Origin of the sequence: Streptomyces sp. CB02009, from assembly GCF_001905825.1 — a bacterium.
Lineage (GTDB): Bacteria > Actinomycetota > Actinomycetes > Streptomycetales > Streptomycetaceae > Streptomyces.
This window is the reverse complement of record NZ_LIVV01000001.1, coordinates 1,276,573-1,298,588: the sequence shown is the minus strand read 5'-3', so window position 1 is coordinate 1,298,588 and position 22,016 is coordinate 1,276,573. Positions and strand designations below refer to the sequence as shown.

The window sequence follows — 22,016 nt, the reverse complement described above, 5'->3', positions numbered from 1 at the left end:
GCCAAAAGGCACTCCGACCATACCGATTCAGGTATGCGTGACTCCGGCTCGGCCGACCGCTCCCGGAAGGAGCCCCGGCGATGGACCTCCTGGACGGCCGGCTGAAGTTCCGGCACCTCACCCTGCTCGTCGCCATCCACGACCACGGCAGCGTGGGGCGCGCGGCCGAGACCCTCCACCTCACCCAGCCCGCCGCCACCCGCACGCTCCGCGAGCTCGAGGGCATCGCCGACCTGCCGCTGTTCGTCCGCATGCCGCGCGGCATGCGCGCGACGCTCTACGGGGAGGCACTCGCGGAGCACGCCCGCGCCGTGATCGCCGAGATGCGCCGGGCCGGAGAACACCTCACCGCGCTGCGCCAGGGCCAGGAAGGCACCGTGACCGTCGGCGCGCTCCTCGCCGGCACCAACGTGCTGCTCCCCCGGGCCATCGCACAGCTGAAGCGCGAACGCCCCCGGGTCACCGTCGTCGTACGGGAGGGCACACCGGACGCCCTTCACCCCGCACTGCTCGCGGGCGAACTGGACGTCATCGTCGGCCGGGTGGGCCCGGCCCCCAAGGAGGGGGACGGGCTGCGCCAGCGGCGGCTCTACCGGGAGCGCATCCGGCTCGCGGTCCGGTCCGGCCACCCGCTCCTGGAGGCCACCGCCGTCTCACTCACGGACAGCCTCGCCTTCCCGTGGATCCTCCCGGTCGAACAGACCGCCCTTCGGCAGGAGTTGGGCGCTCTCTTCTCCGACCGGGGCCTCGCACTGCCCGCCGACCGGGTCGAGTGCACGTCCATCCTCACGATGCGCGCACTGCTCCTGCAGACGGACATGGTCGCGCTGCTGCCCGAACTGGTGCTGCGCGCCGACGAGCAACTCGCCGCCCTCCCGGTCGAACTCCCCTCGGTGGGGCGCACGGTGGGGACCACCGAGGCCGCACATCGCACCCGCACGCCGGCCCTCCAGGCCCTGCTCCACCACCTCGACCACGAGGCGGCCCTGCTGCGCGAGACGCTCTGACCTCCGGGTCGACGCGGCCGGCGGCGGCCGCCCGCGCCCCTCTCAGGGGGGGGCGGGCGACGGCCGAGCGGCGGAGGCTCGTCACGCCATGGAGGCGAGAAGCCCGATCTCGGGGGCCAGGACCCCCGGCTGCGCGAGCGAGCGGAAGTCGGCCTCGACATCGGCGAAGTCGAGGACGCCCGCGCGGACCGCCCGGTAGCGCACGGCGGACCACACGAACACGTCGAGGTTGTCGAAGTCCGTTCCCTCTTCGAGGACTTCCTCCTCGTGGAACCAGACCGCGACCCGGCCGTCGGTGCGCAGCACGTACAGGTTTCCTCCGCCGTCGGCGCCGAGCGACCACACGTCGTCGTCGCCGAGCTCCGTGGCGTAGTCGCTCTCCAGGACGGCGCAGCCGTTGGCCGCGAAGTCGAAGGCGTACGACCAGTCATGGACGTCGAGGCACTGCCGCATCGCCCCCGAGCGGACCCTGCGGTCGAACGCGGCCAGGGCCGTCGCGGCGTGCCGCGGGAGCCGGGTGAGGAACGGCTCGACCGGGCGGATCGGCTCAGGCATCACGACCGGCGGCGCATCGGGGAACCAGCGCGCCAGGTCCGCGTCCAGACCCCGCTCCACGTACCCGGTCAACTGTTCTACGAGAAGAGGCATGCGGTCAGGTTAGACAGGAGCACCGACATCGCGACGTCCGGCCGGGGCGCCCCGGCCGCAGGTGCTCCCGAGGCGCCCCGGGAACACCTGCGGACGCCTGCCGCTTCCGTGTCGGACCTTGGCCCTCGTCGGACCTGGCCCCTCGTCGGACCTTGCCCCTGGTCAGACCTTGACCCTGCGCACGAGCACCCCCAGCGCGGCCGCCCCGAGCAGCGCGAGCAGGGCGGCGGCCCGCAGCACCGATTCGATGGCGGAGCCGTCCGCCGCCGCGCCCTCCACGGAACCGCTGAGCAGTTCCAGCACGGTGGAGGCGACGGCGACGGCCACGGCTCCGAGCAGCACCAGTGAGGTCAGGACGAGCCCGGAGGCAGCGGCGAGCCGGTTCGCGGGCACGTACGACTGCGTCGCCACGTTGGTCAGGGCCCAGCCGAGCCCGACACCGAGCCCGACCACGGCGAAGATCGCGGTGTAGACGGGGATCGAGTCGGCCCAGGTGAGGCCCAGCAGGCTCACCCCGCAGAGCAGCATCCCGGCAGCCATCAGCGCCTCGGGGCGGGCGTGTTGGGCGAGGTGTCCCGACCAGTAGCTGGCGGCACCCGCGCCGACGGACAAGGACAGGAAGACCAGTCCGGATTCCAACGGGGACAGCCCTCGGGCCTGTTGGAGGTAGAGCGCGGACAGGACGGCGACCAGGCAGTAGACGATGTTGGACAGGGAGCCGGCCAGTGTGACGACGACGAACGGGCGGTTGCGCAGCAACGTCAGGTCGAGCAGCGGTTCGGCGGTCCGCCGCTCCAGGCGGCCGAACACGGCCAGGAGCGCCGCCCCGCCCAGTAGACAGGCCAGGGTGCCGGCCGAACCCCAGCCCCAGTGCTCGCCCTGGTCCACCCCGATCATGACCGCGCTCAGCCCCGCGGCGAGCAGCACCACCCCCGGAATGTCCAGCCCGCGGCCGGCGTCCTCGTCCCGGGTCTCGGCGACGCAGCGCAGCGCGAGGACGGCGGCGGCGACGCAGAAGGGGACGTTGAGCAGAAACACCGCGCGCCAGCTGACGTGTTCGGCGAACGCCCCTCCGATGAAGGGGCCCAGGGCGGTGCCGATGGCGCTGAACGCCAGGACGGTGGCGACGGCCCGGCCTTGGCGATCGTCGCGGAAGTAGGCGGTGACCACCGCGACGGCGACGGGGAAGATCAGGGCGGCCGTGCATCCCTGGACGACGCGGCCCGCAGTGAGCCAGGCGGTGTTCTGAGCGGCGGCGCACACGACGGACACGACGGCGAAGCCGACGAGCCCCGTGACGAGGACGCGCCGCCGACCGAACAGGTCGGCGGCGCGCCCCCCAGTGATCATGAGGGCGCCGAGAGCGAGCATGTAGCCGCTGACCAGCCACTGGAGGTCCGTGGTGGGCGTGCCGAAGTCGTCGGCGATGACGGGGAGCATGAGGTTCAGCGCGAACCAGTCCATCTGGACCAGGAGCATGGAGATGGCGGCGGCCGCGATCACGGCTCGGTCACGGGAGGAGAAGAGCTTCCGGTCCGGATGCGCCTGCGCGGACGCCGTCATGCGACCACCCGCCTTCGGGTCTCACAGCCCATCGTCTCACCGCCGGGTCCACGGCGCCTGATGCCCGACGGCTGATGCCCGTTGCCGGGCGCCTGACGCCCGTCACCCGGTGGCGTCGCCCCCTGGTGTGTAGCTGCCGAAGCTCCACTCGCGGCCCTCGGGGTCGAGCACCCGGGCGCGGCGGCTGCCCCAGGCGGTGTCCTCGGGAGCGATGACCGATGTTCCGCCGGACCGCACGGCGCGGTCGTGGAGTTCGTCCACCGACGGAGTCACGACATAGAGCCCGCTTCCCGTGGAGACGCCCTTCAGAGGCGGAACGGCGTACGACGCGTCGGCACTGGCCAGCATGATGACGGCCTGTCCGAGGCGGAGTTCGGCGTGGACGACACGTCCGGCCTCGTCGTCCTGCCGTACCGCGGTCACGAAGCCGACCGACTCGAGCCAGTCGATCGCCGCCGCGGCATCCGTGTAGCTGAGGTAGGCGTGAAGGCCGATTGCGTCGGATCGCACAGCGTCTCCTAGTGTCGTCCGGAGTGAGCCCCTTGGTGGGCACGCCCGCGGAGCGAACCCCGTGGGGGGACGCGTCCTGCGGGCGTGCCGGGTTGCGGTGCGGAGTTCTCCCTCACGTCGCGGAGTCCTCCCTCACTTCGGCATGAGTACCGTGTCGATGATGTGCACGGTCGCGTTGGAGGTGTGCACGTCGCCGCAGACGATGGCCGCGGTGTCGTTCACCTTGTACGCGTCACCGGATCCCGTGGTGGTCAGCGTGCCGCCCTCCAGGGTCTTGAAGGACCCGTCCGCCAGGTCGGCCTTCTCCACCGGCTGTCCCACCACGTGATAGGTGAGGATCTTGGTGAGGGTCGCCTTGTCGGCGAGCACCTTGTCGAGGTCGGCCTTCGGAATCTTGGCGAAGGCATCGTTGGTCGGTGCGAAGACCGTGATGTCCTTCGCGTTGTTCAGGGTGTCGACAAGGCCTGCCTTCTTCACCGCGGTGACCAGCGTGGACAGGGCGGGGTTGTTCGCCGCCGCCGTCGCGACCGGGTCTTGTGCCATGCCGTCGAACGAGCCGGGGCCTTCCTTCGGGACCGAGGCACAGGCTGGGCCGAACTGGCCGTCGCCGTCGTCGGCGAAGGCCTGGGGCGTCATCGCCCCGAACGAGACGGCGAGGGCCGCTGCGGCAAGGGCGGCGAAGGTTCGGTGCCGGATGAGCAGGGCGTTCATGGAACTCTCCTCCCACTGGGCGGCCGCAGAGCGGACCACACCGTGGATCGGTTGTTCTCTCACCCAGGTATTCGCCTCTGAGTACACCGGCGGATGGGGCGGAAGCGAGAATTTTTCAGGAAGAGCACTCGCGGGCGCGCCGCCGCACCGTGCACCGGCCTCCGTGCATCCCTGCATCCCTGCATCCGACTGTGCCGCGTTTCCGGAAGCATCGATGGAGTGACGCCAGCCAGCCCCACTCCTCGCTGCTGTTCTGAATCGAGACGGTGAAGGCCATGTCCGGTACGACCCACGGGATCACCACGGGTGCCGTCGCGCGTCTGCTGGGGGTATCGCCGGCCACCGTGCGTTCCTGGGAGCAGCGCTACGGAATCGGGCCCGCCGAGCGCGCCGAGGGACGTCACCGGCGGTGGAGCGCGGCCGACGTGTCCATGCTGGAGGAGATGTGCCGCCTGACGGCCACGGGGGTTCCGCCGTCCGAGGCGGCGCACGCCGCCCTGCGGGTGCGCTCCGACGGGCAGACGGCGGACGCGAAGACACCCGGGGGACGGAGTGTGGAGCCCGCCGCTCGCCCCGGGCGGGCGGCGAGCGGGATGCGGCGGGGCGACGTCGGGCAGGAGGTTCGCGCCCTGTCCCGGGCGGCGATGCGCCTGGAGGGTCCGGCCATGGAGGTGCTGCTGCAGCGGGTCCTGACGGAATACGGGCTGGTCGTCGCCTGGGAAGAGGTCATCGCCCCGACGCTGCGCGCGGTGGGGAGCAAGTGGGCTGCCTCCGACGACCGCTTCGTGGAGGTGGAGCACTTGATGTCCTGGCAGGTGTCCGCCGCGCTGCGACGAGCGACCGTACGCAGATCCGAGGTGAGTGGTGCTGCTTCCCCCGTCGTCCTGGCCTGTGTCCCCGGGGAGCGTCACACGCTGTCCCTCGAGGCCCTCGCCGCCGGTCTGACGGAGAGAGGGCAGCTTGTGCGGATGTTCGGAGCGGACGTCCCCGCGGAGACCCTCGACGCGGCGGTGAGGCGGATCGGACCGGCGGCCGTCCTCCTCTGGGCCCAGACCGCCGCTACCGCGGATGCGTCGCTCGCCGGTCGCATCGCCGACACGGCGTTCGGCGTACGGGGGGCGCGGACGGCTCCTCATGTCCTTCTGGCGGGTCCCGGCTGGCTCGGGCAGCCGATCGCGCCGGGCGCTTCGACGGGGCCGCCGGGCCTGAGGGAGGCCCTGGACGTGGTGTGCCGGCTCGGCCAGGGGCACTCCCCCGCCGCCTCGGGCTAGCGGCGGGGACGGGCTGCGGCTAGCGACGGGGCGGGCTGGGCTAGAGACGGGGCGGACTGACAACCGCGCTCCCCCGCTTCCGTCGGGTCACGGCCGTGTAGTGATGCGCCAGAGCCTGCGCCATGGCCGTCGACGAGTAGGTGGAGCGGACGAGGTGCTGGGCGTGGCCGGACATCCTTCCGGCGTCGCTGTCGTCGATCCGGATCAGGCGTCGAAGTCCGTCACCGAGGGTGCTCGCGCTGCTGGTGTCCATGAGGATGCCGTTGTGCCCGTCGACGAGGTAGCCGGGAACACCGCCTCGGATGGGCGCGGCCGCGAGGAGTCCCGCCTCCATCGCTTCGAGGACCGCGAGACCGAACTCCTCCTTGGCGCTCGGGCACACGTACCGGGCGCGGAACCGGTGGGACGTACCGGCGAGAGACCGTTCGAGCGTGCGCACGTCGGCATTGGACAGGGCCGGCAGGAGCAGGAGCCGTCCGCGGGCTTCGTCGCAGGAGGCCACGGCCTGCTCGATGCGTCCGCGCATCGCCCGTTCCAGCGGGTCCGTGGTCGTCGGGCTTCCTCCGACGATCACGAGGATCGACTCCTGATGGCATCCGGATGCGATCCAGGCGCGGACCAGGAGGTCCTGCTGCTTGACGGGGTGCAGCCTGCCGACACTGAGCAGCACGGCCGGCCTGTCCACGGGGTGCGCCGCCGCAAGGGCGCCGATCGTGCCGAGGAGCGGTTCGCTCCGACGGGACCGCGACGCGGGTGGCCGGTAGGGGGCGATGCCTTCCGGGGGTGCGCCGAGAACGCCGGCGCGGCCACGCGCAGCCAGTTGCGGGAAGTGGCGGAGCAGTTCCGCCGCGCCCTGGCCTCGCCCGGCGATTCCGACCACACGGTCGGCCCTTTCGACCAGTCGGTCCGCGATGAACACACGGTGGAGGTCCTGCCTGAGCGCGTCCGTGTCCGGGTGGGCGACGTCGTGACGCTCGGACACCTGGCGGTGCGGATCGGGCGTGGCGGTGAAGACGAGGCCCGGCCCCGCCCTCCGTGCGGCCTGGGCGAGAGCGAGGGAACCGTCGTCGGCGTATCGGACGTGCAGGACGTCGATCGGTCTGCCGATCGACGTGAAGAGTCGCGTCGCCCACCAGGCCATCGCCTCACGGTGGCGTCCCATCTCCTCGGTGCGCACCGGATGGGGGCTGTCGACGGGAATCCTGAGGACCCAGTGGCCGTGGTCGCGCCGGCGCAGGAGCACGGGGTCCGCCTCCAGCTCCGGGACGCAGGCCGTCACCACGGTGAGGACGCCCGCCACGTGGTCGGTGCGCGCGAGGGCGTCCCCGAGGGATCCCAGCAGAACGCTGAGCCCGCCGCTCAGGCCCTCGCCCGGGCGGTCGAGGTGTCCCATCAGCATGGACTGCGCGATGAGCATTCCCGGGCGGAGACCGACGGCATCCGCCCCGGGATGCGGGGAGGCGCTGCGCGAGGCCTCGGCGAGGAGGCGTTCGTACGCGTCCTCGGCATCGTCCGCCGCGACACACGCCGGAAGGGTGGTGCCGTACGTGGAAAGCAGCCGCCAGGCGGCGTGGCGTATCTCTCGCTCCCCCGCCGCGCAGAGGACCAGGAGTTCGTGCGGGTGAAGGGGACGGAGGCCGGTGGCTGCGGCGAGGTCGAGCGCCAGCGTCGTCGTTCGAGGGCTGCACGGCTCTCGGAGGCCATCGCGCAGGGCGCTCGTGGAAGGGCGCGGTCCGTGTCGGCGGACGACATCCGGCCATACGTCGAAGACGGCGGCGGCGGTGTGGTCGCAGCCGGTGAGGAGCCGGACGCATTCCTGCGGTGGCGGAATCCTGCCCGCCCTGAGGCGACGCCTCAGCCGTGCCAGGGCCAGGTCGCCGGGTGTCGCGACCGTGGGACGGCCGCGTCGTGCACTGTCGGCGCCGTACTCGTCGCCGTACTCGGCGCCGTACTCGGCGCGGACGAGATCGGCGAGGAGCTGGGGCTCGGAGGCGCGCCACGCGGCCGGCCCGTCCGCGACCTGCTTCCAGTAGCCGGCCCTGGCTGCCAGGAAAGGGTCGGTCGGCTGCGCCGGGGCACCGGCCGGGAAGCGCTCGGCACCGGCCGGAGCGTAGGGGGATCGTGACATGGGAACTCCTCGACGACGGCGGTCCACCTGGAGTGATTCGTCGAGGCTTCGGTGTACGGATGCACGAGCGGCTCTCCGCACACCCTCTCCGGGGTGCGGGGCGAGCGGTACAGCGCGGTACGCCGCACAGCACCCGGCAGGTGCATCCGCAGCGGCGCGGCGAGCCGAATGGTCCGGCATGAAGCCCTCTCAGGACGGACCCGCGGGCCGCGCGCCGCGGGTCGCGGTGGTGAGCCCCCCGTTCCTCTCGCACGCGCAGCCGCTGTCGGTCCTGGCGCACGCGCTCGCGGGCGCGGGGGCCGAGGTCCTGTTCGTGTCCGCTCCCGCGTTCGCTCCGCTCGCGGAGGCCGCGGGTGCGCGGTTCGAGCCGCTGACCGTGACACGCAACGCGAACACCGGAATCGCGCGGAGCACCCGGCAAGGGGCTCGGGAGGCGGAGCGTCTGGAGGAGTTCCTGAGCTCCACGCGCCAGGGAGCCGTGGCGGCGCTGCTGACGCAGTCGCGGCATCGTGGCGAGGACATGCTGGCGGACCCCGCGCAGGTGGTGTCGGGGATCGGGTCGCTGCAGGAACGCTGTGCGCCGGACTGGTACGTGGTGGATCAGCTGAGCTACCCGGTGACGCTGGCCCTGCACTGTCTCGGCCTGCCGTTCGCCACGTTCTGCCCGGGGCATCCGACGTATCTGCCCCACTCGCCGGAGGCGCTGTTCGGTGTGCCGTACGCCTGGCCGCGCGCGATCCGTCCCACGGAGGACAGCCTTGCCGAACTGCGGCGGGCCGCCCGCGCCAACGACGTGGCGTTCACACGACGGTTCGCGGAGATCGCCCGTACCCATGCCCCGGCCCGGGCGCCCGGGCGCGCCTTCGCTCTCGCGTCACGGCACGCGGTGGTGTTCAACTACCCGAGGTTTCCGTGGCTTCCGGAGCGGCAGGCGGGCGACACCCGCTACCTCTACGGGGGGCACTGCTCACCCGACCGGGAGCCGGGTCCCGGGGCGGAGTGGGAAGGGGTGGTCCGTCGGCTCAGGGCGTCGCACGAGCGATTGCTTCTGATCGCTCTCGGCACCTTCCTCTCGGCGCGCGCCGACGTCCTGTCCCTGCTCGTCAGGGCCGTACGCGCCCACGTCCCGGGATGCGCGGTGGTGCTCGCGGCCGGCGACGGCGCGGCCTCGTTGTCGCATCTGTCGGGACCGGACGTGCATGTCGCGGACGTCGTGCCGCAACGGTGGCTGCTGCGGCAGGTCGACGCGATGGTTCACCACGGTGGGAACAACTCCTTCACCGAGTGCCTCGCCTCGGCGACCCCGGCCCTCGTCCTGCCCTTCTCCAGCGACCAGTTCTCGATCGCGCACGACGCCGAACGGGCCGGGCTCGCGCTCAGCCTCGATCCGTCGCGTCTGGAGCAGCACGCGGTGGGTGCCGCCTTGCGGCAGCTGCTCGCCGAGCCTCCCGGCGGCCTGCCGCGGTGGACGCGGGCAGTGCGGCGCCGAGGACCTGACTGGATGGCCCGGAGGCTCCTGCGGACGATGCACGGCGTCACGGCCCCGGCTCACTCAGGCCCGCTGATCACCTGAGAGAGGGCCTTGAGCGCGCGCCGTGTGTGGCTCTTGACGGTTCCGAGGGGAAGGCCCAGCCTCCGGGCGATCTCGGGCTGGGTGAGATCGAGGTAGTAGGCGAGGAACAGGATCTCGCGCCGCCCGTACGGAAGGCCCGCGGCGGCAGTGGTGACACCGAGCCGCTCGACCACTCCGGCGGACTGGTCCATGGGTGCGGCGAGGTGGCTCCGGGCGAGGCGGCGGTACACGTCGTGCCGCCGCAGGACCGCGGTCGACGCGTCGGACGCCTTGTGGGCGGTGATGCCGTAGATCCAGGAACCGATCTCCCCACGGCGGGGGCAGAATCTGGCCGAGTGCAGCCAGACCTCTGCGAAGACCTGCTGGACGACGTCCTCGGCCTCGTGAGCATCGAGGCAGCGGCGGCCGGCCCAGCGAAGAACCTGGGGGTACCAGTGGGCGTAGATGTCGTCGAAGGCGTCCCGCACGGTGTCGCCGTGCAGGTCGTCCCGGGCATGTTCTCGGCAGTACCCGCAGTCGGGCGCGGGCGGGCGTTCGGACACGAGCCGTCTCCGGAGTGAACCGGGGGAAGGGGACGGGATCGCGATGCCGCCGGCCGTAGTGGGTCCCTCAGGACGAAGCCGCGGCGAAGAGGTGCCCGCCGGCCCAGCGGATCACGGCCGCCCCGCGGGCGCCACACGGGCCGGGCCGTTCGTGGCTCGGTGGCGCCCGCTGTGCCGCAGCCGCAGCCGCTTGGGGCGGGCAGGGTTCGCTCAGTCGCCGTGGCCGGTTCCACCACTGCCGAATCCGCCGCTGGAGATCCCGCGCCACTTGCGCTTCTCCTCGCTCGGCGGGTCGGTGTCGGCCTCGCCCGAGCTCTTCAGGTTGTACGGCATGAGGCGGTGCTCACCGTCGGTCTGCGGCATCTCCGCGGGCTTGCGGTACTCGGAGACCTCGCCCGGCAGCCGGTCCGTGTCAGGACGGTGCGGCTGCGACTCGGGGTCCGGGGGCGGCAGCTCCTTGTTCTTGACCCTGATGCCGAACATGAAGGCGCCGATGAGAACGGCGACCACGATCAGACCTCCGAGAACCTGGGCGAGTCCGGACTGCCAGACACCAGCCGCCAACACCGAGGTGTCGAGGATGTTCGTGTGCATGAAGCTGTCCCATCTCCGTGTGGGCCTGTCCCGGACCCCGTGGGAGGTCCGGGGCGGCGCCGTGCTCGGCACCGACATTCCTTGTTCCGATTTCGGGCCATGGCCGGATGCGGACGGCGATGGCCGGCTGCCGAACCGCCGTCAGTAGGCCTGGTCGAAGCCGTCCGGAGACTCGGCATCGCTCCGCTCGTAGTTGGCCAGGGCGAGCCCGAGGGCGAAGAACGTGGGTGCCCACTCGCCGACGAAGATCCCCCACCGGTCGGCGCGTTCGATGTCCTCGCGCTTGCTCGACGTCAGCCAGGACGCGAGCGAGAGCCCGATCGAGCCCAGGGCCGCCGCGTAGGCGTGCTCGCTGCGCAAGCCTGCTTCGTGAAGCTTCTTGACGATCATCGGTCGTTCCTTCCTACGGTTCGAGCCCTCGTCCCGGGCGGAACACGGGGGCCTGGAGCGGGGGCCTGGGAGCGGGGAGCGGGGAGCGGGCATACACCGAACCCTGCTCGTACCGGACGACCGCTGACGCAGTCGTCGTCGCCCGCCGGTGAACGCGAGGCGCGCAGCGCGTCCTTGACCGCGCTTCTCTCTCTGTTCGGATGGGTCGGCGCGGCCGGATGCACATGCGGCCGCGCCGGACCACATCGGGCCGCGGCGGCCCTGGCGCGAGCGCCCGAGCCCGGGGCGGACCCCGGGGCCGTGTGCATCCAGATCCCTCCGCGACCAGAAGAACTCATGAGGTGGGCAGCGAGCCGCCGGCGACGACTCTGGGAGGAAGGCCGTGAAACTCCAGGACGAACTTCCGGTAGATCACCACCTGGCCACGGTGTACAGGGCGGGCGCCGCCCTGTGCGGTGGCATCCTGCTCGTCTTCGGCGGGCTGGGCTTCGCGAGCGCCCTGAGCGCGTTCGACACGTCGGGCGACCGCATCGCGGGCATGACGAGCAACACGTCGCTCAGCGTGATCTCGGTGGTGGTGGGTCTCGGCCTGCTGGCGGGTGCGGCGGTGGGGGGAAACTTCGCCTCCTCCTTGAACATCCTGGTGGGCGGGCTCTTCCTGCTCAGCGGCTTCTACCACCTGTTCGTCCTCGACCGTCCGGCCAACTTCCTCGGTTTCGGCATGACCAACGTGGTCTTCAGCTTCGTGATGGGACTGCTCATCATCACGTTCGGCATGTACGGACGGGTGTCCAGCAAGCTGTCCCACGACAACCCGTACTGGCGCAGGCGCCATCCGCAGGAGGCGGCCGAGGTTCACGGTCGGCGACCGGAGCTCCCCTCATCACCGAAGTAGGGCGACTTCACGCCCGTACGCAAGGGAGGTAGTCATGACGGGCTCGGGCTCATGGAAACTGGACGAACGGGTCGCCGTGGTGACGGGTGCGGCTCGCGGTCTCGGCGCCGGCCTGGCTCGGCGGCTCTCCGATCGCGGGATGTCCGTCGTCCTTCTCGGCAGAGAGGCGTCGACCCTGGAATCGGTGGCGGAGACGCTCCACACGCCGACCCATGTGGTCGAGGTCGATGTGACCGACGATGTCGCGATGGGTTTCGCCGCGGAGAACGTACAGCGGCGTCTGGGCGCTCCGTCGGTCGTCATCGCCAATGCCGGGGTCGCCGAGGGAGGGCCCTTCGAGACGTCCGATCCCCGGACCTGGCGCCGCGTCGTCGAGGTGAACCTGGTCGGAAGCGCGGTCACCGCGCGTTCCTTCCTGCCCGGCCTGCGCACCACCCGTGGCTACTTCCTCCAGGTGGCCTCGACGGCGGCCTTCGGCTCGGCCCCGATGATGAGCGCCTACTGCGCGTCCAAGGCCGGCGCGGAAGCCTTCGCGCGCTCGCTCCGCGCCGAAGTGGCGCACCTGGGCGTCGGCGTCGGTGTCGCCTACCTGCACTGGACCGATACCGACATGATCCGCGACGTCGACCACCACGCGGTGCTTCGGGAACTGCGCGGTCACATGCCCGCGCCCGCCCGCCGGGTCTATCCGGTCTCCCAGGTGTCCGCCTGGCTCGCCCGCGGGATCGACCGGCGTTCCGCCGCCGTCTACGCCCCGCCCTGGCTGCGACTCGCCCAGCTGGGACGACCGTTCTTCCCGCTGGCCGTCGACCTGCTCTCCCGACGCGAGCTACCGCGCCTCATGGCGGAACACAGCTTCGATCAGACGGGTCTGCTCGGCACGGGCGGCCGACTGGAGGAAGCGTCACTCGCCCACCCCGCCACCGACGACCAGAGCGAACTGCGCAAGCAGCCGGGCACCGCACCGTAGCGCCGGTGCCACCCGTGCACGAGTGGCCGGGGCGGCCGATCAAGGTCGCGTTCCATCGGGCAGAATGCCCTGAGTGGATGCCTCGATGACCATGGCGGAAGCCCTGAACTACAAGAGCCCCTGGACGCCCGCTCACCAAGCGGTGGAGCTGAGCGAGCACGCCACGCTCACGCGCCTCCTCGACGAGGGAGCCGACGCTGACGAGGTCTGCTGCCGGATGACTCTGCTGATGCACGCCATCGACACGGAGGTCGATGTTGCGGACCAGTCGGGGGAGCCGATCGACAGCGCACTGACCGCGGTCCTCCTGGCATACGGTGCTGATCCACATCTCGCGGTCAACGGCCAGGCTGCCTACGACTGGGCCCGTGAGCTCCGCCACGACATGGCGATCAGGCTGATGGATCGGTTCAGCACCCGCACCACCAAGCTGGCAGCCCGATTCAGAAGGGTCCGCCGACGGTAGCTGAACCGATGATCAGCCGGACAGGTCCTAGTCCCGGATCCGCCTCGCGTACTCCCTAAGGAGCAGAAGGGCGGCCGCCGGTGCGGAGGGGCCCGAGGGGCGGGTCGCCAGGGAGGGGCCGGCGCGGCGTACCGCGTCGAGGCGGAGGCGCTGGACTCCGACGAGCGCGCGGACGAAGGGGCGGTACGCGGGGGTCACGAAGGTCGGGAGAGGGGTCGCGGCCGTGAGGTCGGCGGCGGCACGGTCGGCCTGTTCCTCGACGAGCCGGCCGAGTGCGGGATCGGGCCGGGTGAGGTCCGCGCCGTGACGGGCCACGGCGTCGGCGCAGACGCCGTGGCGGCCCGCACGGACGTCCTCGGACAGGTCCTCCAGAAAGTCGATGCGCTGCATGGCGCGGATGAGCAGGTGGCAGCCTTCGGCGAACGCCGTCCGCTGCGAGGCGTCCTCGGGCGACAGGAGGCAGGCCGTGAGCATCAACGCGGGGAGCGAGTACTCCCTGACGTACTGCCGCAGTTCCTCTTCGTCGACGATCGTCCGCCACGCGACCTCCCGCTCGCAGCCCCGCAGGAACTCGTCCACGTGACCGCGCACATCGGGGTGGCACGCGGCGGTCCGCGCCAGGCAGCGCAGGACCGGAAGGTCCGAGTCGCCGTCGGCGAGGGCCTTGCGTACGAGGCCGTCCCACTCGGCGAGCGCGACCGCCCGATCCTCCGGTGTGCCACGGTCGACCCGGTCGTCGGTGTCGTGCATGAACGCGACGGCGGCGACGACGTGCGGGAGCAGCTCGGCGGGGAGCAGGATCCGCGCCGCCGCGTACTCGGCCGCGGCGAACCTGCGTACCGCCGTCCGCTGCTCGGTGTAGTCCCGCCGCAGCCGCGGTTCGCGCACCCCGGCCCGGTCGAGAGCCCTCTTCCACATGCCGTTCCCCCTGTCGTCGCCGGCTGCGAGCCTACGGCTCCCGGGACGCGAACCCGGCAGGTGCCCCCGGCCACCCGCCTCGCCCGTCGGTCGCCCGGGACGGCGCGCGGGGGCTCGGTGAGCGCTGCTTCGACGGGCCGCGGAGGCGGGCCGGGTAGCCGACGGATACCAGCAGGGCGATCGCCAGGTCGTCACGGTCGCCGATGCCGATCACCTTCTTCACCTCCGCCTCGTCCCAGCCGTTCATGGGCGAGGTGGCCAAGCCCATCTCCGTCGCCGCGAGCATCACGAAGGAGGCGGCGATCACGGCGTCCTTGACCGCGTACTCCCGGAGCAGGACCCGTCGGTCGAGGTCCTCCTGGAACGTCCTCGACGCGGCGGAGACAACGAGATCGAGCGGGCCCCAGCCCGTGCCGCGTCAGCGGCCGGCGACGCCTCCTGACCGTCCCCCGGCGGGCACAGCGCGGGCGCCCGTCCGGGCCCCTTTCCGCATCCTTTCCGCTGATGCGACTAGTCTGATGGCGCTCTCCGCACGTCGACGAAGGACGCATATGGCTCGCCCCTACAAGCCCGGCCCGAAGCAGTTCGTCTTCGCCGTCGGTGACGGCAACGACCAGCGGGTCTCCGTGGGCGACGCTCAGGAGGCGTACGTGGCGTTCTCCGCGTTCTTCCGCGAGCGGGAGTCCGACGCCTACACCATCAGCGACGAACCGGCGGGGCAGAGTCTGGTCCTGATGCCCGGACAAGGTGTGATCACCCGGATCAAGGACACGGCCCCACGCCGGTCGGAGCACCTCCAGGTCGACAGGGGCAATCGCTACCTCCCGAGCGCGATGCTGTTCTTCGAGAACGGCTTCTCCGGCCTCGACCGCTTCGGCCAGTGGTTCTCCGACCCCGCCGCTCTCGACGCGTCACCGGAGACGCGTGGTGCGGCCCGCGCCGCCACCTTCACGACGGAAGCGGCGGCGGTCGAGGAAGTCGCCCGCATCTGGGCGGATTCGGGCTGCGTGGACCCCACCGACCAGTACTACGTCTTCTTCGACTCGCACGGTCCCGACGACGACCGGGCCGAGCGGGCCGAACTGCTCGCGCTGATCGAGTTCCTCGGTGTCGAACGCGTCGACGCCCCGGCCGAGGCCGCCGGAGGCGAAGTCTGGGTGCGCGTCGACGCGCGCCTCGACGCCGAGTTCGCACGGTGGTCGTGAACAGAACGCCGCCCGGCGGCGCCGCCACGTCACCGCGCAGCCGGCCGGTGCCGCCCCGGGAAGGACTGGGTCCATGCAGGACATCGTTTTCACGCGCATGAGCGGCTGGATCCCGAACGTGATCCGCGAGGACGGCGAGCTGAAGCTGATGCTCGGCGCCGGGGCCGACGCCAACCACGAGCCGCGCACCTTCACCTTCCCGATCACCGAAGCCCATCTCGCGGTGATCCAGGAGGACCTGGCCAGGCACCTGCTGCTGTGGAGTGCGGTCCTTCCCCTGTGCGACGCCGCCGGCACCCAGGGCCTGCTCGACGAGGACGCCGCCGTCGCGCTCCTGGACCCGATCCTCCTTGCCGAGCCCTGGGACGTCGACGCTCTGTTCCAGCGCGTCGACTGGGACCGGAGCCGGCTCGTCGCCCACGGGGCCGACATCCGTCTGCTGGAGCGCGGTCAGCTGTACGCGGCGATGCGCACGGCCACGGAGACGTCGAACACGAAGCGCGCCCAGGAGTACCTCGCGAACCGCCGTCGCGCCCGGCGCGGAACGGTGCTCGGTCCTCTCGACGCCGCGCTGCTGAGGTACACCGGCCGGTACGTGCACGGCGCGACGGTTCCGAAGCGGCTGCCCGATGCCGTCGACTCCGCGCTGCTGCCCGAGGTCATGCGGGTGATCGCCACGGCGGAGCAGGCGTGCGCCGGGATGCGGATCGGCCGCGACCCGCGACGGGGAAAGCGCGCCACGGACAAGGGCGACTGGAAGCGCATGGAGGCGACGGTCGAAGCGGCCGTCCGCCGTGCACACCCCTCACTCGTCGACGACGCGGTGCGGACGGTGAGCTTCCTGCTCTGCTCGGAGGCCGCGGACCGCTCCAGGGGAATGCCGCTGGAGGACGACGAGGAGGCCGCCGACCGCGGTGCCGACTCCGGCGGGAGTGCGAGCAAGACGGCACTGACCTTCACCGACGACAAGGAAGCCGAGAAGAAGTGGCTGCGGGACGGTCCCCGCACCGCGGCCGCGGAGTTCTGGGAGTTCGTCGCCGACCGCTCCGCCGGGGACAACGAGGTGTTCACCATCGAGGACGAGGCGATGGGCGAAGGCGTCCAGCTCCACTTCTACGCGGACTCCATCGCCCGGATCACGACGCTGCGTGCGGGCCGTGGCGGGTCCGATCCGGAGTACCTGGTCGAGTACGCCCTGGTCGACGGGATCCGCGGGTACCGGACCCTGGTGAGCGCGTTCGTCCGCGGCGGCTGCGCCGCACTCGACCCGCACGGTCCCTGGATGACGGATGTCGCCGAGTTCGAACGCGCACGTCGGCGGCGCAAGACCCGGCAGACCCGGTAGTCCCGGTAGTCCCGGTAGACCTGGTAGACCCGCCGGGAGCACACACTCTGAGCGCTGCCCACCTCAAGGCGGCGCGAGGACCACGGTTCACGGGCGAGGGGCACGGGGCACGGGGCACGAACGAGGCGCCAGGGCTCAGGGAGCGTGCGGCGGTCCGTACACGCCGGCCAGCTCGACCGCCAGACGGGCGAGCCGCTCCCTCGCCTCCGGCGGGTCCAGCACCTCGACGCGGTCCCCCAGCCCGGCGAGCTGGGTCGCGACGACCTCGGGCGTCGGCCCGTCGACCCGTATCTCCGTCCATCCGTCGGGAAGCGTCGGACCGACGTGCAGGCGCCCGTCGAACAGCCGCTCAAGGATCTCCATGGCACCCGGCTCGGCCCGGGCCCGCACCGTCGCCGCGTACAGCCGCTCCTCCAGGCGCGCGGCGAACGAACGCCAGACCGTGGGAAGGTCGAAGCCGTGCGGCCGTACGACGGGCTCGCCGGTCGCCTCGACCGAGGTGACCCGGCTGAGCCGGAAGGTCCGCAAGCCCTGTGCGGTCTCGGCGACGAGATAGTCGCGCCCGGCCTTGGCCACGAGCCCGAGCGGATGGACAGTACGCACGCCGGGGGGCTTGCCGGGGCCCGCGTAGCCGAGCCGGACCTGGATTCCGTCCACCACGGCCCGCCGGAGTGCGTCGAGGTGCGGGCCGGTGGCCGTGACGTCGGCGCGCGACCAGTCCGTGCCGTCGGTGAGGCCGGCCCGCGACGCGGCCTCGGCGCCGGAACGCTGGGGCGCGGGCAGCGCGCGTACCAGCTTGCGCAGGGCCGTGCGCAGTTCGGGGGTGGTGGACGAAGGGCCCGCGAGCAGGAACAGTGCGCGGATCTCCTCGGCGGTCAGCCCGGTGAGGTCCGTACGGGTGCCGCCGACCAGGGACCAGCCGCCGCCGCGGCCCCGCTGCGAGTAGACGGGGATGCCCGCGGTGGACAGGGCCTCCAGGTCGCGGCGTGCGGTCCGCGGCGACACTTCGAGCTCGGCGGCGACCTCGGCCACGGTCACGCGCGTGCGCGTTTGGAGGAACAGCAGGGTGGCCACCAGGCGATCGGCTCTCATGCCGAGGATTCTCTTCCGGAAAGAGGTCAGGAGATGACCTGTTCGGCTTCCAGGATGAAGGCATGACACACACCGAGAACACCCCGCGGTCCACCACCACCCCCGACGCCACCGGCGACCCTCGTCAGCACCTCCTGAAGGCCGTCGAGCTGGCCGGACGTACCGTCGCCGCGGTCCGGCCCGAGCAGCTCGACGGGCCCACGCCCTGCACCGAGTTCACCGTCCGGCGGCTGGCCGGGCACCTCGTCGCCGTGCTGCGCCGGATCGCCCTCGCCGGGCGCGGCGGCGACGTGACGACTCTTCCCACGGTCGCCGACGACCTCGCCGACTTCGCGTGGCAGGGGGCGTGGGACGCCGCGGTGCGTGAGGTCGAGGAGGCGTGGGCGGATCCCGCGATCCTGGGCCGGACGCTGACGCTGCCGTTCGGCAGCCTTCCGGGCGCGGCGGCCGCGGCCGTCTGGACCTCGGAGTTCACCGTGCACACCTGGGACGTGGCCACCTCGACGGGCCAGTTCCCGGAGTGGGACCCCGAGCTCGTGGCGGTCTCGTACGCCGCGATGAGGCGCGGACTGCCGGAGGGACCGCGTGACGGGGCGCCGTTCGGGGCGGCGGTGGACGTCGCCGAGGACGCCCCGGCCATCGACCGCCTCGTGGCGTGGTGCGGTCGCACGCCGTAGCCGGCACGCGAAGCGTCGCACGCCGTAGCCGGCACGCGAAGCGCGGCGAGCCGCCGCGAAGAACCGGCTCCTCCACCTGATCGGCAAGGCCACGCCGACGTCCAGCATCCGGGTCTCCTTGTACGAGATGGAGGACGCGGAGATCGTCGACGCGCTCATCGCCGCTCGCGCCAGGGGCACCGACGTACGGGTCCTCAGCGAGCGCTGTCCCTGGGGTGAGGAGAACCGCTGCGGAACGTCCCTCCCCCAGGCCAGCCGCCTGGCGCAGTCCCTCGGCAAGCTCCCGGACGGTACGCCGCGCGTGGTCCTGTGCGAGATGGGCTGCATGCAGACCAAGGACATCAACCACGATAAGTTCTGGCTGTTCAGCCAGTTGAGCGACGGCGTGACGGAGGTGGCGAACGTCGCCGTCCAGTCCTCGCACAACCTGGGTGCCACCACCGCCGGGCTCGCGGACAACATGGTCGTCAGCGCGCGCGACGCGCAGATATACCAGGGTTACGAGCACACGTGGAACGCCATGCGGGCGAAGGAGCTCGCGGGCGAGACCGCCGGTCTCTGGCCCGAGGTCGACGCCGCCGGGACGGGCGACTTCAGCGGGCACGCGGGGACGGTCGCGGGTTGGCGCTACCCGCGGGCGGCCAAGAGCGGCACCGTGGTCAACGACCCGGTGGCCAGGAGCATCGCCGCTCTCGACTGCGCCACCGGCCCGGAGGTCCACATCGCGATGGCCTCGTGGGGCGGTCGTACCGAGGTCGACAAGGCCCTCCTCGGCAAGGTCGACGAGGTCGGTGCCAACGGGAAGCGCTGCGCGTTCAGGATCCTGACGGCCGGCACTCCCAAGCTCGCGGCGGACCTCGAGCCGAACGCCGCTCACCCGGACCGGGACGTGCAGCTGTGGACGGTCACCCAGAACCAGCTCAACGGGGCATCGGGCGGGCTGCACTCCAAGTACGTGCTCCTGTCCTGGGACGACGCCGCGGGTGCGCACCGCGTGGTGCACACCGGCTCCGACAACTTCAGCAACCCGGCCGTCACGGCAGCCGACGAGTCGTCACTGCGTCTCACCGACGCGCGGATCTACAGCGACTTCCGGGCCAACTGGGACCTGCTGCGTGCGCAGAACGACCTGACCGCGAACAACCTGACGGACATTCCGTTCCTGTACGAGTACGGCAGCAAGGGGACGGCTCAGCCGTTCACGTTCGGGACGACCGAGTTCGGCACGTTCCGCAACCCCAAGCACCCCCCGGTCGAGAGCACGGCCACGGCGCTCGGTCGCAAGTCGGTCAAGGGTGACTTCAACGGTGACGGGGTGCTCGACATCGTCACCCTCGACGACGAGGGCACCTCTGCCTCCACCGGAAAGAAGACGTTCTCCTTCGAGACGTTCCGCGGGAAGCCCGACGGCCGCTACGCCACGGGGGTCACGTCCTGGACCGCGAACTCCGACTGGGGCTGGTACAGCAGCATGCGCCTCACCAGCGGCGACTACAACGGTGACGGGCGCGACGACGTCGCCGCGCTCTACACCCGCGCGGGCGCGGGCGACGTGTGGTCGTTCTACACGTTCCTCGCACAGCCGGACGGCACGTTCACGGGACCGAAGCGAGCCTTCGACAGCGTGGCCGGATGGGGCAAGACCAGCCAGATGAAGATCGTGAGCGGGAAGTTCGACTCCGACCAGCGCGACGACATCGCCGCCCTGTACACCTACGCCGACGGCGGTCTCGGCCTGCACACCTTCACCGCGAAGGACGACGGCACCTTCAACGCCTCCTTCCGCTCCTGGTACGTGACCAACAAGGACGGTCAGTTCTGGGGGTCGGGAGACCGGACGACGATCGTGAGCGGCGACTTCGACGGCAACGGCCGCGACGACATCGGGGCCCTGTACGACTACGAGAGCGGCGCTGTCGGCCTGCACAGCTTCACCTCGAAGGTGGACGGCTCGTTCAACGCTCCCGTCGGCTCGTGGAAGGAGGAGGGCTGGGGTTCCGCGACGAGCATGAAGCTCACCACCGGTGACTTCGACGGCGACGGGCGCGACGACATCGCTTCCCTCTACAGGTACAGCGTCACCGCGCCGAACCCGGTCCCGATGGCCGTGCACATCTTCGGCACGAAGGCGGACGGAACGTTCACCGCGCCGTTCCGCGGCTGGTACGGCACGTCGTTCCCGCCGGACTCGATCCAGCTCCCCTAGGTCCGGCGGGCCGCCCAGGCTGACGACGGAGCCCATCGGGTGCTGAACGCGCCGGGGCGTGCCGGCGCCCGGGCCGTCGCGCCACCGCGCTGTGCCGGTGGTGCGACGGTCTGCCCGCGTGAACTCCGGGAGTCAGGGCCGGGTGGGTGCGTGGGAAGCGGCGGGCTCCCAGGCGAACCCGTCCAGGTCGGTGAAGGCGGCGTCGGCTGTGCCGCCCAGGACGATGCCGTGCGCGCCGGTGCCGTCATCGGTGACGCCGAGGTCCTTGGCGAGGGCACGGCGCTTGTACAGCGCCAGCTTGATCGGGCTGGAGTGGCCGGGGGTGAACTCGGCGTACTTGCCGCCGAAGCTCTTCGCCACGCTCAGCCCTCGGCCGACGTAGAACTCCTTGGTGGCCTTGACGTTCTCGACGCCGATCAGCAGGACGAACTCGTCGATCTCGCGGGTGGCGGGGCCGGTGTCCTTCTTCTCCGAGGTCGCGATCTTCCAGATCGTCCCGTCCGGGGCCCGCACGACACCGCCGTAGCCCCACAGGGACTTCGTCGCGGGCTTCAGCACCGTGGCACCGGCGTCCAGGGCCGCGCCGACGAAGCCGTCGACGGTGGCAGGTCCGGACACCGTCAGTGCCAGGGTGAAGCCGCGGAACCCGGTGGTGGGCGCGTCGGACTCCCGCAGGTGAAGGAAGGTCTCCACGCCGAAGGCTCGGTAGAAGCGGCGAGCGGCCTCGACGTCGGTCACCTCGAGGGTGACGGACCCGAGGGACGCGAGGGACGTGTGGGCTGCGGTGGAAGCGTTGGTTGCCATGCACATCACGCTACGAGCCGGGCGGTGGCCGGGGCTTCTCGATTCCTGACCGTTCAGCTCGCCGTTCAGCTGACCGGTCAGCTGAACGGCGGCAGGGGCGGGAGCCGGTCGGCCAGGAACTTCGGAGCCATCCCGCGATAACTGTCGGTGATCAGTTCGGCGAGCTCGGTCCAGTCGGTGTGGTCACCGAGGACGGCGACGACGACGTTGTGGCCCCAGTCGGCACGGAAGAACGGGAACCCGGCGGCCGTCAGGCCGAGCAGGTCGTCCGCGGCCACCCGAAAGGTCATCACCACCGGTTCCTGGTCCGCGCCGACGTACGTGGCATAGACCGGGGAGCGATCCACGTCCGGCGTGTAGACATGGGCGAACGTGCGCGTACGGATCCGCCAGCGCACACCGATCCAGGCCGGTTCCTCGTACGACTCGGGCAGTTGGCCACAGATCGACCGCAGCCTGTCGAGGATCTCCGGCGGTACGTCTCCAGGGCTGGACATGGGC

General features: G+C 71.5%; 23 protein-coding genes. 10 read left to right on the top strand and 13 right to left on the bottom strand.

All coding sequences use genetic code 11. The annotated features are described in order from the left end of the window. Positions 1-80 precede the first annotated feature (80 nt). The gene (locus tag AMK27_RS05790; RefSeq protein WP_073903079.1) at positions 81-1,007 is read left to right on the top strand and encodes a LysR substrate-binding domain-containing protein; all 927 of its coding nucleotides are present in this window, start codon (positions 81-83) and stop codon (positions 1,005-1,007) included. 81 nt (positions 1,008-1,088) lie between these two features. Here the strand turns inward: AMK27_RS05790 and AMK27_RS05785 are convergent, their stop codons facing one another. The 4 genes from AMK27_RS05785 to AMK27_RS05770 form a co-directional block, all read right to left on the bottom strand. Beyond that, positions 1,089-1,655 carry a hypothetical protein gene (locus AMK27_RS05785; RefSeq protein ID WP_073903076.1) on the bottom strand — a complete coding sequence of 189 codons (567 nt, stop codon included), beginning with the start codon at positions 1,653-1,655 and terminating at the stop codon, positions 1,089-1,091. A gap of 162 nt (positions 1,656-1,817) precedes the next feature. Further along, a complete protein-coding gene (locus AMK27_RS05780; RefSeq protein ID WP_079188212.1) occupies positions 1,818-3,218 on the bottom strand; it encodes an MFS transporter in 1,401 nt (466 codons plus the stop codon). Between the two features lie 102 nt (positions 3,219-3,320). Beyond that, positions 3,321-3,728, bottom strand: coding sequence for a VOC family protein (locus AMK27_RS05775; RefSeq protein WP_198955796.1), 408 nt, complete (start codon positions 3,726-3,728; stop codon positions 3,321-3,323). 132 nt (positions 3,729-3,860) lie between these two features. Further along, the gene (locus AMK27_RS05770) at positions 3,861-4,439 is read right to left on the bottom strand and encodes a fasciclin domain-containing protein (protein WP_073903074.1); all 579 of its coding nucleotides are present in this window, start codon (positions 4,437-4,439) and stop codon (positions 3,861-3,863) included. Positions 4,440-4,714: 275 nt separating this feature from the next. On the opposite strand from AMK27_RS05770, the gene AMK27_RS05765 reads away from it, so the two are divergent. Beyond that, the gene (locus AMK27_RS05765; protein ID WP_073903072.1) at positions 4,715-5,710 is read left to right on the top strand and encodes a MerR family transcriptional regulator; all 996 of its coding nucleotides are present in this window, start codon (positions 4,715-4,717) and stop codon (positions 5,708-5,710) included. Between the two features lie 40 nt (positions 5,711-5,750). Here AMK27_RS05765 and AMK27_RS05760 read toward each other — a convergent pair whose 3' ends face one another. Next, positions 5,751-7,838 (bottom strand): glycosyltransferase family 4 protein, encoded by a 2,088-nt coding sequence (locus AMK27_RS05760; protein WP_073903070.1) that lies wholly within the window; start codon positions 7,836-7,838, stop codon positions 5,751-5,753. A gap of 178 nt (positions 7,839-8,016) precedes the next feature. Here AMK27_RS05760 and AMK27_RS05755 point away from each other — a divergent pair, with 178 nt between their 5' ends. Continuing rightward, complete coding sequence (locus AMK27_RS05755) at positions 8,017-9,411, top strand: nucleotide disphospho-sugar-binding domain-containing protein (RefSeq protein ID WP_073903067.1); 1,395 nt, start codon at positions 8,017-8,019, stop codon at positions 9,409-9,411. Here AMK27_RS05755 and AMK27_RS05750 read toward each other — a convergent pair. From AMK27_RS05750 to AMK27_RS05740, 3 genes are all read right to left on the bottom strand, one after another. Beyond that, the gene (locus tag AMK27_RS05750) at positions 9,387-9,953 is read right to left on the bottom strand and encodes an RNA polymerase sigma factor (protein WP_158076901.1); all 567 of its coding nucleotides are present in this window, start codon (positions 9,951-9,953) and stop codon (positions 9,387-9,389) included. The two genes, AMK27_RS05755 and AMK27_RS05750, sit on opposite strands and share 25 nt — an antisense overlap. A 210-nt stretch (positions 9,954-10,163) precedes the next feature. After that, entirely contained in the window at positions 10,164-10,547 is a 384-nt protein-coding gene (locus AMK27_RS05745; protein ID WP_073903062.1) for a DUF6479 family protein, read from the bottom strand. Positions 10,548-10,688: 141 nt separating this feature from the next. Continuing rightward, positions 10,689-10,937: a hypothetical protein gene (locus tag AMK27_RS05740; RefSeq protein ID WP_073903059.1), complete on the bottom strand. Its 249-nt coding sequence runs from the start codon at positions 10,935-10,937 to the stop codon at positions 10,689-10,691. A gap of 382 nt (positions 10,938-11,319) precedes the next feature. On the opposite strand from AMK27_RS05740, the gene AMK27_RS05735 reads away from it, so the two are divergent. From AMK27_RS05735 to AMK27_RS05725, 3 genes are all read left to right on the top strand, one after another. Further along, positions 11,320-11,832 (top strand): DUF4383 domain-containing protein, encoded by a 513-nt coding sequence (locus tag AMK27_RS05735; RefSeq protein WP_073903056.1) that lies wholly within the window; start codon positions 11,320-11,322, stop codon positions 11,830-11,832. Between the two features lie 34 nt (positions 11,833-11,866). After that, the gene (locus tag AMK27_RS05730) at positions 11,867-12,802 is read left to right on the top strand and encodes an SDR family oxidoreductase (protein ID WP_073903053.1); all 936 of its coding nucleotides are present in this window, start codon (positions 11,867-11,869) and stop codon (positions 12,800-12,802) included. A 73-nt stretch (positions 12,803-12,875) separates the two neighbouring features. Continuing rightward, positions 12,876-13,268, top strand: coding sequence for an ankyrin repeat domain-containing protein (locus AMK27_RS05725; protein ID WP_241847317.1), 393 nt, complete (start codon positions 12,876-12,878; stop codon positions 13,266-13,268). Between the two features lie 27 nt (positions 13,269-13,295). Here AMK27_RS05725 and AMK27_RS05720 read toward each other — a convergent pair whose 3' ends face one another. Beyond that, a complete protein-coding gene (locus tag AMK27_RS05720) occupies positions 13,296-14,186 on the bottom strand; it encodes a squalene/phytoene synthase family protein (protein WP_073903051.1) in 891 nt (296 codons plus the stop codon). A gap of 31 nt (positions 14,187-14,217) precedes the next feature. Beyond that, a complete protein-coding gene (locus AMK27_RS41105; protein WP_079188209.1) occupies positions 14,218-14,523 on the bottom strand; it encodes a nitroreductase family protein in 306 nt (101 codons plus the stop codon). A 214-nt stretch (positions 14,524-14,737) separates the two neighbouring features. Between AMK27_RS41105 and AMK27_RS05710 the strand changes: the two genes are divergently transcribed. Then, entirely contained in the window at positions 14,738-15,391 is a 654-nt protein-coding gene (locus AMK27_RS05710; protein ID WP_073903048.1) for a hypothetical protein, read from the top strand. Between the two features lie 73 nt (positions 15,392-15,464). Continuing rightward, on the top strand, positions 15,465-16,736 hold the full coding sequence (locus AMK27_RS05705; RefSeq protein ID WP_073903046.1) for a DUF6357 family protein: 1,272 nt from the start codon (positions 15,465-15,467) through the stop codon (positions 16,734-16,736). Between the two features lie 135 nt (positions 16,737-16,871). On the opposite strand, the gene AMK27_RS05700 is transcribed toward AMK27_RS05705, so the two are convergent. After that, positions 16,872-17,828: a helix-turn-helix transcriptional regulator gene (locus tag AMK27_RS05700; protein WP_073903043.1), complete on the bottom strand. Its 957-nt coding sequence runs from the start codon at positions 17,826-17,828 to the stop codon at positions 16,872-16,874. Between the two features lie 62 nt (positions 17,829-17,890). Between AMK27_RS05700 and AMK27_RS05695 the strand changes: the two genes are divergently transcribed. Continuing rightward, positions 17,891-18,505 (top strand): TIGR03086 family metal-binding protein, encoded by a 615-nt coding sequence (locus AMK27_RS05695; protein WP_073903041.1) that lies wholly within the window; start codon positions 17,891-17,893, stop codon positions 18,503-18,505. 76 nt (positions 18,506-18,581) lie between these two features. Further along, a complete protein-coding gene (locus tag AMK27_RS05690) occupies positions 18,582-20,711 on the top strand; it encodes a phospholipase D-like domain-containing protein (protein WP_338014291.1) in 2,130 nt (709 codons plus the stop codon). 132 nt (positions 20,712-20,843) lie between these two features. On the opposite strand, the gene AMK27_RS05685 is transcribed toward AMK27_RS05690, so the two are convergent. Beyond that, entirely contained in the window at positions 20,844-21,515 is a 672-nt protein-coding gene (locus tag AMK27_RS05685) for a glyoxalase (RefSeq protein WP_073903993.1), read from the bottom strand. Between the two features lie 77 nt (positions 21,516-21,592). Beyond that, positions 21,593-22,012 (bottom strand): MmcQ/YjbR family DNA-binding protein, encoded by a 420-nt coding sequence (locus tag AMK27_RS05680; RefSeq protein ID WP_073903035.1) that lies wholly within the window; start codon positions 22,010-22,012, stop codon positions 21,593-21,595. Positions 22,013-22,016 lie beyond the last annotated feature (4 nt).

Coding starts and splice junctions, on each gene's coding strand:
- AMK27_RS05685 (WP_073903993.1), bottom strand. CDS start 21,515: ATGGCAACCAACGCTTCCACCGCAGCCCACACGTCCCTCGCGTCCCTC.
- AMK27_RS05785 (WP_073903076.1), bottom strand. CDS start 1,655: ATGCCTCTTCTCGTAGAACAGTTGACCGGGTACGTGGAGCGGGGTCTG.
- AMK27_RS05700 (WP_073903043.1), bottom strand. CDS start 17,828: ATGAGAGCCGATCGCCTGGTGGCCACCCTGCTGTTCCTCCAAACGCGC.
- AMK27_RS05780 (WP_079188212.1), bottom strand. CDS start 3,218: ATGACGGCGTCCGCGCAGGCGCATCCGGACCGGAAGCTCTTCTCCTCC.
- AMK27_RS05705 (WP_073903046.1), top strand. CDS start 15,465: ATGCAGGACATCGTTTTCACGCGCATGAGCGGCTGGATCCCGAACGTG.
- AMK27_RS05765 (WP_073903072.1), top strand. CDS start 4,715: ATGTCCGGTACGACCCACGGGATCACCACGGGTGCCGTCGCGCGTCTG.
- AMK27_RS05745 (WP_073903062.1), bottom strand. CDS start 10,547: ATGCACACGAACATCCTCGACACCTCGGTGTTGGCGGCTGGTGTCTGG.
- AMK27_RS05740 (WP_073903059.1), bottom strand. CDS start 10,937: ATGATCGTCAAGAAGCTTCACGAAGCAGGCTTGCGCAGCGAGCACGCC.
- AMK27_RS05720 (WP_073903051.1), bottom strand. CDS start 14,186: ATGTGGAAGAGGGCTCTCGACCGGGCCGGGGTGCGCGAACCGCGGCTG.
- AMK27_RS05710 (WP_073903048.1), top strand. CDS start 14,738: ATGGCTCGCCCCTACAAGCCCGGCCCGAAGCAGTTCGTCTTCGCCGTC.
- AMK27_RS05760 (WP_073903070.1), bottom strand. CDS start 7,838: ATGTCACGATCCCCCTACGCTCCGGCCGGTGCCGAGCGCTTCCCGGCC.
- AMK27_RS05730 (WP_073903053.1), top strand. CDS start 11,867: ATGACGGGCTCGGGCTCATGGAAACTGGACGAACGGGTCGCCGTGGTG.
- AMK27_RS05770 (WP_073903074.1), bottom strand. CDS start 4,439: ATGAACGCCCTGCTCATCCGGCACCGAACCTTCGCCGCCCTTGCCGCA.
- AMK27_RS05755 (WP_073903067.1), top strand. CDS start 8,017: ATGAAGCCCTCTCAGGACGGACCCGCGGGCCGCGCGCCGCGGGTCGCG.
- AMK27_RS05790 (WP_073903079.1), top strand. CDS start 81: ATGGACCTCCTGGACGGCCGGCTGAAGTTCCGGCACCTCACCCTGCTC.
- AMK27_RS05680 (WP_073903035.1), bottom strand. CDS start 22,012: ATGTCCAGCCCTGGAGACGTACCGCCGGAGATCCTCGACAGGCTGCGG.
- AMK27_RS05695 (WP_073903041.1), top strand. CDS start 17,891: ATGACACACACCGAGAACACCCCGCGGTCCACCACCACCCCCGACGCC.